This window comes from Microscilla marina ATCC 23134, assembly GCF_000169175.1.
GTDB lineage: Bacteria > Bacteroidota > Bacteroidia > Cytophagales > Microscillaceae > Microscilla > Microscilla marina.
In genome coordinates, this window is the sequence record NZ_AAWS01000024.1 from 39,549 (window position 1) to 52,598 (window position 13,050).

A 13,050-nucleotide genomic window follows, 5' to 3' on the forward strand; every position below is an offset into this window, starting at 1 on the left:
ACTAACTAATTGAAAATAAGTGTACTATGAATTAGTTAGCTACCCGTGAACTGAACCTATTTCTAAATCCCGATTTATATTTATCGGGGCAGCAGCTTGCTGTAATGAGTTCAACGCAGTTAGGGTGTACCTAGAACCCAGCGCCCCTGGAACCTTATATCATTAATCAATCGCCTTAAGGCTAATATCTAAGCTTTTGATAGAGTGGGTAAGCGCCCCTACCGAAATAAAATTGACTCCAGTTTCGGCCACTTCTTTGATGGTTTCGAGCGTAATGCCTCCCGAAGCCTCTGTGGTAAACCTACCTCCGATCAATCCCACGGCAGTGGTCATATCCTCTACCGACATATTGTCGAGCATGATCACATCTATATTGCCCACTCGCAGCACCTCTCTTACCTCGTCAAGGTTTTGAGTTTCAATCTCTATTCTGAGTTTTCTGTCACTGGCTTGCAAAAACTGTAGGGTCTTGTTGATTGCCTGTTCGATGCCCCCTGCATACGCAATGTGGTTGTCTTTGAGCATGATCATATCATACAAACCAAAGCGATGATTGACTCCACCACCAATTGCCACCGCCCATTTTTCGGGCATTCTGAAATTAGGCGTAGTTTTTCGAGTATCCAGCAGCTTTGCCTTGGTGTGGGCAATACGTTGGTTAATCTGGTCGGTATAAGTAGCAATACCGCTCATGCGTTGCATACAGTTGAGCACCAAACGCTCTGCTTTGAGAATAGACTGTGCTTTGCCTGTCACTATCAAACCAATGTCTCCATGCTTTACCTTGGTGCCATCTTCTATTTTTACATCCAGTGTAAGGTCAGCATCTACCTGACGAAATATATGCCGGGCAAGATCTATCCCAGCGAGTATACCGTCGTCTTTGATAATTAAACGTGCCTGACGCTCAGCATCGGCGGGAACAGAGGCAAGCGAAGAAAAATCACCTTCACCCACATCTTCTATCAAAGCAGTTTGGATAAACTGCTCGATATTTTCGGGAGTTAAATATGTTAGTTCTTGAGTTTTCATACAGCAAAAGTATAATTTTTAGTCGAGAGCCCTAATAGAGATAAGCCTTAAGCCCCCATAGGGCTTTCTTATAAAAAATGAGAAATCTCTCTGAAGCTTACCAAGTTCGAGGTCTCGATCGGGTGTGAAGACACAGCCCGAGGCTGAAGAGACAAGCCTTTTTATCGTATTTGTAAATTTGAGAGTGCCTTGGAGCCGCTACAGCTACGCAACTCAATTAAAACGTTTCTACAAAGATCAGCTTTTCGATCAGGAAATCTTTTTGGTGAGGAACAAGCAACATTGCCAGGCTGTAGTTTTTGCCATACGATTTATAGGTGCCAAGGGTATAGTGACGCCCCGACTTCATAATGCCTTGGTGCAAGTATTGAAAGTTTACTGGAGGGTATTGTCTGAAGAACTCACGCATCACAAAAGTAGCCTGAGTTTTACTGTAGAGGAAGTTTTCGTGATTGATGCTAAGGCTTACCCTTTCGGTAAATTGACGGGAAAGCATGTGGTAGTTGCTTTGGGTGAGCGCCACCTTTACCCGGTCTGTAATCTCGTTTTCGGCTTTGGCAATACAGCCCTCCAATAACAAGACAGATAAGAATACAACTAAAATATTTTTTAATAAGCCAGCAACCATTCAAAATAATTTTACCCACCTACGGCTAAAATTATGCCACTGAATTTGGCAAGGTTGACAAAACAACTCAAGCATTTTATTGATGTGCTGGTACTTTCGGTGCTTTTTTCGGGCAGTAAAGCCTGAAAACCAACTCAGTAAGAAGCGCATTGTTAAAATTTGACTTGCCAGTGATGGACTATAGACAAGATTTTGAAATAAATAAAATCCAAAAGTTAACGCTTAAAGACGTATAGCTTAATGAGTACTTAAATTGCATTTTAATGACTTTATCAATTTATTTGCTCTGTACATTACCAAAACAAAGACCGTGGAGAATATTATAGAGACCCATCAGTTGGTAAAAACTTTTAATGCAGGCAAACCCAACGAGGTACGCCCAGTGCGTGAAGTAAACCTCCAGATCAAAGAAAATAGTTGTGTGGTGCTCAAAGGTCCTTCGGGGTCGGGCAAGACCACCCTGCTTACCCTGTTGAGCTGCCTTGCTAAACCTACCTCGGGTAAACACATTTGTATGGGCGAACACGTATCGCGGTGGTCTGAAAAGTTTCTCACCCGTTTTAGGCAACAGCACATTGGAGTGGTTTTTCAGCATTTTCAATTGGTCAAAGGTTTTACCACTGCAATGAATGTAGCTTTGCCACTGGTGCCCCAACAAATAAAGCAAAGTAAAATGAACCAAATGGTGGCGCAGGTAGTAGCTCAGGTAAGCCTACAGCATCGCTTGCACTTTAAGGTAGACCACCTGTCGGGAGGAGAGCTACAGCGGGTAGCTATAGCCAGGGCATTGGTAAACAACCCTACAATTATTCTTGCCGATGAACCTACTGCGCACCTCGATCGAAAGCTTTCGGTGAATATTTTAGATATATTTGCTGCGCTAAAAGCTCAGGGAAAAACCTTGATATTGACTACCCACGATCCTTTGGTAGAAGACCACCCAATGATAGACCATAGCATTACAATGCAAGATGGAGTGATTGTGAGCGAAGAAAAATAAGTCCCAAACCTATACACTATGGATAATAATATTGAAGACTACAATTTGTTGCACGCCCACCCCGACAAACTGCTCGTGCGGGACGATTACCAACAGGTAATGAAACGGGTGGTATATAAATTTATGAAACGGGGTTTTTTTAAAGGGTTTGCAGTAGACGACTTGCAACAAGAACTTAATATGGCGTTTTTGACCCAAAAAATGGCGTATATTCAAAAAAACTATAAGCCCAACGATGGCTTGTTGATTAGTTACTTTGAGCGTGCTGTATATAACAAGTGCATTGACATTAGTAAGTTGAGCATACACCAGCAAGAAAACCGCAAGGAGGCGTTGGAGGGTTATATGATCAAACCTCAAAATGCCAACCCTGAAAGTAAACTTATTTTTCAGGAAATATTAGAAGGGGAGGTCAATAAACTAAAAGACTACCTGCGCATGTTTACCCGCACCAAGTTTAGGTTGTTGCTGTTGCTCAAGCTGTATGCCCGCATTGTGCTCGATAAAAACGACTTGACCAGCTATTGTCCCAAGATTCAGGCAAAAACCCTCAAAGATTTTTTGGCAACTTATGGTGTGCCTTACAGCAACAAAAAAGACAAAGAAGTATACAATGATGTGATCCCTTTGTTTAATGCCTGTGACCAGAAAAAAAATACCCCCGATGCTTTACGCAAATGGATCAATGACCGTACTCAAGAACTCATGAAAATGTTGAACGAGGGTGGGGAGCGGGAATATGACAAAGAAAAACTAAAAAACTTGATTCAAATGTTACCTAAATCTCCATTTTCCAGGAGCACAACCAGTAAGTAGTGTTGATAAAGAGTAAAACAGTTATTTGGCATTCAAAAGTCAACTATGAATAAAAATTCCAACTTTTTTGATGAACAGGGACATCTCAACGATGCCGGAATAATGCTTTGGGCAGATGCAATGCGGCTACAGCGAGAGCTTGAACTACCCGAAGCACTGCAAGAACATCTCGAACTGTGCAGTCAATGCCGAATGAGTGTATTTGATTATTATGAGTTTAAGAAAGAGGATGATATTGCTGAACTGGCAAATCATTTTTATTTTGATAATAAGGAGGTAAGCGAGCAACCCATAAAACAGACTCCTGTAAAGCCAATAACAACCGTTAAAGCCAAAGGTAGAACAGGCATCATACAAAGGCAAATTGCAGTAGCTGCCAGTGTGGTTGTTTTGTTGGTAGCAGGTTTCTGGGTGGCACAAAACATCAACAAAAAGCCCGCTACAAATCCAGGGATTGCCAATCAAAATGTATCAGATACCAACCGTAACACTCCCTCGGTCAAAGACAAGTCTGTGAAGACTCACCCCAATAAATTGGCAGAGAAAAACATTGATTCGGCAAAGCAAAAGAGTAATGAACCACCTAAAGTAAAAGAGGTAGTTCAAAACCCACCTGCACCTGTTTTTGACGATGCTATTGCATTTTTAGACCAAAAGATTCAGCGAAATACCCACAACAGGGGTAACCAGAAGGCAAGCCAACCCCAACAAGGTGCTACGTTTAAGGCTGGTGAATCTATTGGATTTAGCTGGGACAGTAGCCAGGCAGCTGAAGCCTTTGAGCTGAGATTGTTCACTAAAAATACGCAGGGTATGCCCCAAATTATTAAAATTGATGGAGCTACCAGTCAATACCAGTTTACGGGACAACTAAAAAGTGGCAAACACTACTGGCGTTTGTTTAAAGTAAATCAAGGGCGTAAAAAAGAGATAAGTTTGGGAAGCTTTCAGGTAAAGTAATTGGTTGCTACTTGACAAAGTAGGTTTATTAGCAAAAAAAGGAGCCATTAGGGGCGACACTGGATAATTAATAAAAAGCAACATCAGGATTTTCAAAAAACTTCTTGATGATGCTTTTTTTGTTTTTAAACTCCCGAAGTATTTGCTTTAGCTTTCGGCCTAATTTTTTGACAGTTGGAAATACCTGATTTTTCATTATTACATTTTTTAGATAATTCCATACTTGCTCAGAAGCATTTAACTCAGGAGAGTAGCTAGGTTGTTTGACCAATAACAACCTACCTTCTGGTAATGTCTCCAAAAACTCCTGCACTATTTTACAATGGTGGATACTCGCTCCATCCCATATCAGAGTAACAGGGATATCAGTTTGTTTAATCAGTACTTTTAGAAACTCTACGATTGCCTCCCCATCATAAGGCTTTTTTTGGTGTGTATACACTAATTGTCCTTTTTCAGAAATTGCTGCACAAACCATATAGCTTTTAAAACCTTTATCCCAAAGTGGTAGGTGCTGAGTTTTTCCCACAGGAGAATAGCTTCGTTGCTTTAAAGGGTTAAGCAAAAAACTGGATTCATCACCATAAAAGATCACTCTACCCTCTTTTTGAGCTTGTTTGCGCAATTCTGGTAAACGTTGTTCTTTCCACGTTTTGACACTTTTGGCATCCTGTTTAGGGCAGTAAGTGTCAGGTTTAGTTCAACTCCACCTAATTTTTTGTAAAATCTTACTAATATTGGACAAACAATAATCCAAACCAAAATGAGAAGAAATTAACTTTTGAACACGGCTGCGATCCCAGTAATCTTCTGAATATCCATAGTCAGAAGCTCCTTTGGATAGTAATTGCTCAAGTGTTGCCAAGTCTGAGGAATCTAAGCCTGAGGTTGGTCCGCTATGAGGCACAGGGGCTATACCAGAAAACCCATCAGTAGCATAGTTTTGTAAGGTCTGACTGACCAAACCTTGACTACAACTCACTACATCAGCTATTTCTTCCTGAGTTAAATCATGCTTTGAGAGACGTACTATTAATTGACGACGGTATTCTTTTATATCTGTATCTTTGGTGATTTCTAGTGTTTCCATATATATACAATATAAAATAAATTGGAATCTCGCAAATGGGGCTATAGTTGAATACAGGTCAATATTAAATCACAAGTGTCGCCCCTATTGGCTCCTTTTGTGGGTTAAAAGTAGCGAGTCAAAACTACTCCTTTTTCTTGACAGGGGCTTTATAAGGAATCAGGTACAAAGTAGCACTTTCACCATTTTTACCAGTAGTAATAGTACAACGGCATTTACTCAATTCATCTATGGTCCACTCGGAGCCAAACTCGCCCCCCTCCATGATAAGTTTTTTTCCATCTTCGCTCAGTTTCCAACTTCCCGAATCAGGTTCTCCATCTTTGGCATATTTGCCATTTTTTTTAAATTCAATGCTACGCTCTTCGCCATCATCTAGGTCAAACTCTTTAGTATGTTCACCCATTACTATCTTTTCAGGCATCCATTTACGAATCAATAATTTTTCCTTGCCAGCATCAACCACAGGAGTAAACGCCGATAAAGCAACCAATAAGGTAAAACAAGTTATCATTGCTTTTGTGTAAGTTTTCATAATGTATATAGGTTAAATTTTAATAATATAAAGTGTTTTAAAATGGTGCTAAGTGTGTTTGTACTGATTTATTTTTTAAATAAAAACTCATTATAGGTAGCCATTTAGTAAGTTTTTTACCTTACAAGTAAGCTCAGCACCATCATTATTGTAACGCAATAAAAGCATTTTTTTTTTTTGTAAACTTCCAAATGCCTATTGTCCACTTTTTATCCTCAAACTCTCCATTAGGTTTCAGTACCAGTGTTATAATACCGTTATCCTACTTGGCTTTGCCTGTATACAATAGTTTGTTAACTTTCACTGCTTTATCAACAGCTTTGTTTGTGCATTCTTTGCTGGAATGAGAGAAGGTGGTTTTACTGATCTTAGGTAAATGACTACTCAGTTATAATCTTTTTGCTGGCTAAGCACCAGCTCTCTTAACGTAAGATTGACTAATAGAAATGGTATCGTTGTTTTAGCCAGAAGCGTAGCCTATCACAATGGTTGATTGCTTTGGCAACAGTTTCCACTGTCCTTTATTTTCTCCATCAGCCCAACAGTGGTCATATTTGGTAAAATGAATGAGTTGTAACCTCATAGCACCTGTTTAACAACATGCTCTATTAACTCGGTCGATTCCTGCTTTTTTGTCAACAACTTGCGTTGGTCACTGTTTGAAAAAGTATAAGAAGTTACCGCAAAAATAGTGATGAGTAGGCCTGATAATAAATATCGAATGTTGAAAGGTAGGTATGTGATTACAGGGCGGTAAAGTACATTTTGGCACTGTCGCTTCCCCTTGTTATTGCCAAAACCAACACCTTTTTAGTAAGTTTTTCGATGGTCATAGTGGCAGATTCACCATCGTCATCAATATAAATTACCAAGCTTTTATTATCAGATTTGAGCTTCCAGGAACCCACCTTTTCCCCCTCAGAGAAAATTTTTCCATCGGCCTTAAACTCCATGTCGGCTTCGTCATCACTTCCTTCTTCTTCTAGTTTACCGTTTACCTCCATTTTTACGGGTTTCCATTTCCGAACCAAGAGTTTTTTCCGATCGTTGGGCAGCGGCACAAAAGAAGAGAATGCAAACAGGGCAACCAGTAAAACAAGGAGAGGTTTGTAAATTTTCATAATGATAAGTCGTATGTTTAAATTTATACCAGTACTTTGAATACTAAGTGTATAAAGTATTCAGCGTACCAGTGTTTTTTTATAAAACATACGACTCAGGAGCAGGAACGTTGATGTTTTTATACTAATCTTTAAAACTCTTCTAACTTACGCAGGTTCATGGGTTGTAGCTTTCGGGCATTAAACCCCTCTGTTTTTTTGAATATATCCAGTTGGGCTTTCGAGCAACTGACGGGTTGTTTAAAAATGACCCAACGCACCCCCTCGGTATAAGGAGGGGTGGTTAAAGAACCCGAATAAGTGTAAAATCGCTGATCGGATGGAAAGAATTTAGTGAGGTCTATTTCCTGGCTTTTTTCGGTAGAGTCTCCTGCGGTTTTAGGAATGTCATTGATAAAACTCTTCAAAAAAGTATTTTCTTTCTTTTCTTCAAATAACAACGAAATAACCAAAAAAGTACTGTCAGCAGCCTGGTGTACCAAATGTGCTTCCATTGGATAGCGTTCGGCGTCTATGCGGTGTTCAGACGGTGTATGAAAATGAAACTGAATCAACTGATAAGTCTTATCGTCAAACACTGCCGAACTGCCTTTGTCATACTCCAGCTCTACGGTATGCCCCAGGTTTTTGACCACCTCGTGCGAACTCACATAGTTGAAGGTCAACGTATGTGCTGCTTTTTTGCCCGGGGTGTTTAGGTTAATGGGCGATTGACGATGGTGAGTCAGGCAATATGCTACTTCGCTGTTGTGTAGCTTCATGTTGTCTATTTTGGGCACCTTTGGTTGGGCGTTGTAGGGGATGTCCATCGAGTCGTTGGGGGTAGTATCTACCGAAGTTACCCGTTGCCCTGAGTCTTCAGATGAATCGATACTACATCCATTGAGCAACAACCACATGCAAATAGCGAGAAGAACAATAGATGATTTTTTCATAAGTTGTTGAGTATAAGTATACTGTAAATTAAGTTGCCAATTGATTTAGTAAAACGTAAAAAATAAAGTATTCCAGTAGAACAAAATATTTGGTAGGTGGGCGATGAAAAAAATCTTTGCATAGCCAAAGCTATGGAACTATTTTTTGAAAAAGCACCCCTGCCAGAGATGTCGTTTTGTGGACTAGGTTATTTTTGTAGTTTTACTTAGAAGTATTTTGTTTGTAGCCTTTGGCAAAGCTCCAAGTCAAGTTCAGCTTACAACCCTGAACTTGATTCGGAGGGTTTAGAAACTCGTCATTGTATCGCTGTAAACCTTGATTAAAAAAAAATGCCAAGGACAAAAGCTTACAGTCTCGACGCATGCCAGAGAAACTATAACAATGATAAGATATTTAGTTTACAGTGTCAGGAGTGAAAAATTAAAAGCGTGTTACAACACCTTGGTTTCCATTCCTGCCTTTTGTAGGTCATCCCAAAAACGAGGATAAGATTTTGCCACAACTTCGGGGTCTTCTATGTTTAGGTTGAGCAAACAAGCCAAGGGAGCAAAAGCCATCGCCATCCGGTGGTCTTCGTAGGTCTGAATAGTGATAGGTACCGTAGGGAGCTCGGCTCCAGGGTGTAGCAACCATTCCGCTTGTGACTCTTTTTCTTCCAGGTGTGAGCCCACTTTCTTAAGTTCTTGTTGCAGGGCATTTACCCGGTCAGTTTCTTTAATTTTAAGACTTTCAAGCCCTTTCATTTGCAGGGGCATTCCTTTGGCAGCTGCCACCACAGCTACAGTTTGGGCAAGGTCAGGGCATTGCGCAAAGTTTAGTTCCAGCGGAGTGCTCTCTGGAGCAATGGCTACTTTTTCTAACACCACTCCATCGGCAACAAAAGTACTTTTTACACCAAAATGCTGCATCAGCTCTACAATCACCCGGTCGCCCTGTAGCGAATCAGCCCGTAGCCCTTTAAGGGTGATCTTAGTAGTAGTGTTTTCAGACAATGCCACAATAGCGTACCAATAGCTGGCTCCCGACCAATCAGATTCAATGGCGTACTGGTTGGCTTGGTAGGTCTGGTGTGCTACTTTTATATGGTTGCCCTCAAACGAGCTTTGAATGCCAAAATGCATCATCAACTGTAGTGTCATCTCTATGTAAGGGCGAGAGTTAATTTTTCCGGTAAGCTCTATGTCTAGTCCTTCGGGCAACAAAGGGGCAATCATTAACAAAGCCGAAATGTACTGGCTGCTGATGTCTCCACGCATTTGGATGGCTTTGCCCTGTAGTGGGTGCTTAGGGTGAATCTCTATTGGGGGATAGCCTGCGTGTTTGAGAAACTCTATAGAGGCTCCCAGACTTTTGAGGGCTTCTGCCAAAATACCAATGGGGCGCGATTGCATACGTGCCGTACCAGTGAGTATTTTATGTTGTTGAGTCACGGCAATAAAGGCGGTGAGAAAGCGCATGGTAGTACCTGCGTCTAATACATCAAGGATTTTGCCTTCTTCGCCCAGCAAACGTTGCAGGGTTTGGGTGTCGCGTGCTTCTGAGATATTGCTCAATTTAATGTTGGCGGCCGCTTGCTGGTATTTTGCCAATGCCTGAATAATCAGCGCACGGTTGCTTTCACTTTTCGACGAGGGCAGTTGTACTGCGGTTTGAATAGGTGTTTGTAATATTTTGAGGTGTATCATTTTTGTCATCATCTATGGTGGTTTATAATAGAACAATAATAGTAGTTTGCAACTACAGAAGCAAGGAGGTTAGAAGATTGGTTAGTTATTGGCAAACAATCGCTAATAGTTGGGTGAATAATTCCCCGGTTTTTCTCTCAAGTTATTACAAGCAAGCTTAAAATAATACTACTTTGCGTGAAATTTTTGTCTTGTAAATAGTACAAAAGTAAAGTTCTATAGTTTAAGCCACTATTTTGCTGAAAGGCGTGGTCAAAAAACGCAGCATAACTCAACCTCCTATAAGATAAACTTGAAACAATCGCTAAATTTGTTTTTAGCTATTTGTAGCTTGAAATAGCAAAAAACCCATTTTATATTTAAATCAAAAATGATATGCATTTAACCTTAGTAGACATTAACCCCGAAGTGGTACAAGCCTGGGCTAAAGTATTTGCCGATGTACCCGAAGTAAACGTTCAGTCAGGGTCTATTTTCGACCATCCTTGCGATGCTTTGGTAAGCCCGGCAAATAGCTATGGTCATATGAATGGCGGCATCGATTTTGCCATTTCTAAAACATTGGGTTGGCATATAGAGACCTTGCTGCAAGAGAAACTCCGCAAAAAACACTATGGAGAGTTGTTGGTAGGGCAAGCCGAAATTATTGAGACTCAACATGAAGATTTTCCTTACTTGATTTCGGCACCCACTATGCGGTTGCCCATGAGCATTAATCGCACCCCCAATGTATACCACGCCATGCGCGCTATTCTCATTTTGGTCAGGGATGGACACTTTGACGATGGTGCCAATATAAGTGAAGCTGTAAAAACCATAGCTGTTCCGGGCTTAGGTACTGGGGTAGGGCAGGTGTCGGGCATGGTGTGTGCATTGCAAATGCGCCTTGCCTGGGAAGACATCATGAACCAAATGTATGCTACCGAAAGCAAGTGGGATAAATTGCGTGAAAACTTTAAGTATTTTTATACCGAAGATCCCAAAGATATTGCTTATGATATTGTGCCAAAGTGATTGATGAAATAAGCCTTATCAGTGAATTATTATGATTATAAGAGATTTATAGGAAATATGCCTGCATTAGACCATTTATTGACTGAAATACGCACCTGCAAAGTATGTGAAGAAAATCTGCCCTTGGGAGCTCGCCCGGTAGTAAGTGCACAAACCAGTGCCAAAATAATGATTATAGGGCAAGCCCCTGGCACCAAAGTACACGCCAGCGGTGTGCCTTGGGACGATGCCAGTGGCCAACGCCTTCGGGAATGGATGGGGGTAGATAAGGAAACGTTTTATGACACCAGTAAAATTGCCATTATGCCTATGGGGTTTTGTTATCCGGGCAGGGGCAAAGGGGGCGACCTTCCCCCACGTGTTGAATGTGCCCCACTTTGGCACGAGCGTTTACTGGAGCAACTGCCCGACCTAGTGCTTACTTTATTGATTGGACAATACGCTCAAAAGTATTACCTGGGCAAACAACGCAAGAAAAACCTGACCGAAACTGTACGTGCTTATCACGAATACCAACCCGATTATTTTCCTTTGGTGCATCCCTCGCCCCGTAACCTGATGTGGCAACGAAAAAACCTTTGGTTTGAAGATGAGGTAGTGCCTGCCTTACAAGCAGTGGTCAAAAAACTATTGACAAATATGTAGGGAACACACAAAAAGCTTGTTTTGTGTATAAGTTACAAGGGGTGGTCTCAGAAGTTTTACAGGTCTCTATCTAACTGAAAATAAGTGTGCTATAAATTTATTGGCTACCTATGGAGCAGGATGTACCTAGAACCTTGCACCTAGCCGCTAGAACCTCAGTGCCAGTGAGTATTTACAAACTGACCGATTCGCTCCATTGCTTGAGTAGCTTCAGGAAGCTTGTCGCCCAGGAAGTGCCATACATGTACCATATTTTTCCACTGCTCGAACTGTACCCGTTCATTCATTTCTTTGAGCCTGTTGGCAAGCGCTATGCCATCTACCGAAATCATATCCAGCGCTCCTACTTGTACCAGTAAAGGCGGCAAACCCGATAAATTGCCAAATAGTGGAGAAATGTAAGGGTTTTTCAGGTCTTGTTTCTTGGCGTACATTTGTGCTGCCCTGTGAAGCCCCGACTTATACAAAATAGGGTCACGACTGGCAAGTTTGTCCAAGTTAGGGTTTTGAGAAGTCAAATCAAGCCAGGGACAAATAAGAACCCCTGCCGTGGGGAGCTCAAGTTGGTCTTCTTTGAGCTTGAGCAAAGTAGCAAGTACCAGCCCACCTCCGGCCGAATCGCCGGCAAGTGCTATTTGTGAAGCATTACATTGCTTGAGCAACCATTGGTAAGCAGTAACTGTGTCGCTGATGGCCGCAGGAAAAGGGTGTTCGGGTGCTAAACGATAATCTACCGAAAGCACCCGGCTACCTGTTGCCCGTGCCAAACGACTAGCCAACCCTCGGTGTGAGTGCAACGAGCCTGCCGCATAGGCTCCTCCATGAAAAAACAAGGTTACCTTGTGGGTATTAGACAGTGGCGTATCAATCCATTCGCAGGGAACGCCCTGTGCCGATACAGGAGTAATAGATGTACTGGGGGGTACAGGAAACTTTCGTCCTGCTTTTTCTAACCATAGCCTACCTTCTTGTAGGGTAAAAGGGCGGCCTTTTCGTTTGGCTTTCATCCATAATAAGCCAACTTTATACAAATGACTTTTAATACTGGGCATTGTGCTAATAACAACTCTTGAATATGGCTTAAAAATTACAATCATTAAGTTGATTCAAAAGACTTTTTTTTCGTTTTTTTAATAACCTTATTAATAAACGTTCATCGCCCGAATGAAGTTGACGGATGCGTTTTGCCCTGGGACAATAAGCCCGGCAATTGGTGTTTTTTATGGCCAACAACATAGATTTTTTACCATAAGGCACCTTTATTTTCACCAGTTTAGCTGTAAACTTGACGCTGGTTCGCCTTATTTTTTCGTTTTTGAGAAAAGCCTTCCCAAACAAATAACGGTCTTTCACAATCATTACCTTAAAATCACAATCTTCAGTGGTCAACAGTTCCTGGCTATGGCCTACAGTGTTGGTAACCGCCAATACAACAAGTACAAAAAACAGCTTTTTAAATCTTAACATTGCCTAATTATTTTTTTATAGATTATTATACGTTATGGTCAAAGAATGTCTGAGCGTGTACATAATTGGATAGGATTTATGCATACACTTTAGACCCATAAAATTAATAATTCCTTTAGGT

15 protein-coding genes and 1 pseudogene are annotated in these 13,050 nt (G+C 41.2%); 5 read left to right on the top strand and 11 right to left on the bottom strand.

What is annotated here, in order from left to right; all coding sequences use genetic code 11:
* Nucleotides 1-162 precede the first annotated feature (162 nt).
* Together nadC and M23134_RS38595 are read right to left on the bottom strand one after the other, a co-directional pair.
* Nucleotides 163-1,032, bottom strand: coding sequence for a carboxylating nicotinate-nucleotide diphosphorylase (nadC, locus tag M23134_RS21015; protein WP_002699665.1), 870 nt, complete (start codon nucleotides 1,030-1,032; stop codon nucleotides 163-165).
* A 217-nt stretch (nucleotides 1,033-1,249) separates the two neighbouring features.
* Complete coding sequence (locus tag M23134_RS38595) at nucleotides 1,250-1,660, bottom strand: DUF4783 domain-containing protein (protein WP_002699667.1); 411 nt, start codon at nucleotides 1,658-1,660, stop codon at nucleotides 1,250-1,252.
* 310 nt (nucleotides 1,661-1,970) lie between these two features.
* Between M23134_RS38595 and M23134_RS21025 the strand changes: the two genes are divergently transcribed.
* From M23134_RS21025 to M23134_RS41830, 3 genes are read left to right on the top strand one after another with little or no spacing between them, the layout of a single operon-like run.
* Entirely contained in the window at nucleotides 1,971-2,660 is a 690-nt protein-coding gene (locus tag M23134_RS21025) for an ABC transporter ATP-binding protein (RefSeq protein ID WP_157558575.1), read from the top strand.
* An 18-nt stretch (nucleotides 2,661-2,678) separates the two neighbouring features.
* Nucleotides 2,679-3,476: a hypothetical protein gene (locus M23134_RS21030; protein WP_002699682.1), complete on the top strand. Its 798-nt coding sequence runs from the start codon at nucleotides 2,679-2,681 to the stop codon at nucleotides 3,474-3,476.
* A 45-nt stretch (nucleotides 3,477-3,521) separates the two neighbouring features.
* Nucleotides 3,522-4,436 (top strand): hypothetical protein, encoded by a 915-nt coding sequence (locus M23134_RS41830; RefSeq protein WP_002699683.1) that lies wholly within the window; start codon nucleotides 3,522-3,524, stop codon nucleotides 4,434-4,436.
* A 67-nt stretch (nucleotides 4,437-4,503) separates the two neighbouring features.
* Here M23134_RS41830 and M23134_RS42190 read toward each other — a convergent pair.
* The 7 genes and pseudogenes from M23134_RS42190 to M23134_RS21065 form a co-directional block, all read right to left on the bottom strand.
* A pseudogene (locus M23134_RS42190) lies at nucleotides 4,504-5,073 on the bottom strand (IS630 family transposase); the annotation flags it as partial.
* A 63-nt stretch (nucleotides 5,074-5,136) separates the two neighbouring features.
* Nucleotides 5,137-5,526, bottom strand: coding sequence for a helix-turn-helix domain-containing protein (locus tag M23134_RS21045; protein WP_002699685.1), 390 nt, complete (start codon nucleotides 5,524-5,526; stop codon nucleotides 5,137-5,139).
* Nucleotides 5,527-5,650: 124 nt separating this feature from the next.
* Nucleotides 5,651-6,061: a hypothetical protein gene (locus M23134_RS21050; RefSeq protein WP_002699686.1), complete on the bottom strand. Its 411-nt coding sequence runs from the start codon at nucleotides 6,059-6,061 to the stop codon at nucleotides 5,651-5,653.
* Between the two features lie 460 nt (nucleotides 6,062-6,521).
* Nucleotides 6,522-6,644, bottom strand: coding sequence for a hypothetical protein (locus M23134_RS42525; RefSeq protein WP_002699687.1), 123 nt, complete (start codon nucleotides 6,642-6,644; stop codon nucleotides 6,522-6,524).
* A 160-nt stretch (nucleotides 6,645-6,804) separates the two neighbouring features.
* On the bottom strand, nucleotides 6,805-7,182 hold the full coding sequence (locus M23134_RS21055; RefSeq protein ID WP_002699688.1) for a hypothetical protein: 378 nt from the start codon (nucleotides 7,180-7,182) through the stop codon (nucleotides 6,805-6,807).
* Between the two features lie 131 nt (nucleotides 7,183-7,313).
* Entirely contained in the window at nucleotides 7,314-8,117 is an 804-nt protein-coding gene (locus tag M23134_RS21060; RefSeq protein ID WP_082226631.1) for a carbonic anhydrase, read from the bottom strand.
* Nucleotides 8,118-8,549: 432 nt separating this feature from the next.
* Nucleotides 8,550-9,815: a 3-phosphoshikimate 1-carboxyvinyltransferase gene (locus M23134_RS21065; RefSeq protein ID WP_002699693.1), complete on the bottom strand. Its 1,266-nt coding sequence runs from the start codon at nucleotides 9,813-9,815 to the stop codon at nucleotides 8,550-8,552.
* Between the two features lie 363 nt (nucleotides 9,816-10,178).
* On the opposite strand from M23134_RS21065, the gene M23134_RS21070 reads away from it, so the two are divergent.
* Nucleotides 10,179-10,817, top strand: coding sequence for a macro domain-containing protein (locus tag M23134_RS21070; protein ID WP_002699695.1), 639 nt, complete (start codon nucleotides 10,179-10,181; stop codon nucleotides 10,815-10,817).
* A gap of 57 nt (nucleotides 10,818-10,874) precedes the next feature.
* Nucleotides 10,875-11,462 carry a uracil-DNA glycosylase family protein gene (locus M23134_RS21075; RefSeq protein WP_002699697.1) on the top strand — a complete coding sequence of 196 codons (588 nt, stop codon included), beginning with the start codon at nucleotides 10,875-10,877 and terminating at the stop codon, nucleotides 11,460-11,462.
* 155 nt (nucleotides 11,463-11,617) lie between these two features.
* Here the strand turns inward: M23134_RS21075 and M23134_RS21080 are convergent, their stop codons facing one another.
* A complete protein-coding gene (locus tag M23134_RS21080) occupies nucleotides 11,618-12,514 on the bottom strand; it encodes an alpha/beta hydrolase (protein WP_002699699.1) in 897 nt (298 codons plus the stop codon).
* Between the two features lie 28 nt (nucleotides 12,515-12,542).
* Nucleotides 12,543-12,929, bottom strand: a complete 387-nt coding sequence (locus M23134_RS21085) for a hypothetical protein (protein ID WP_002699701.1) — start codon at nucleotides 12,927-12,929, stop codon at nucleotides 12,543-12,545.
* Between the last annotated feature and the right edge of the window lie 121 nt (nucleotides 12,930-13,050).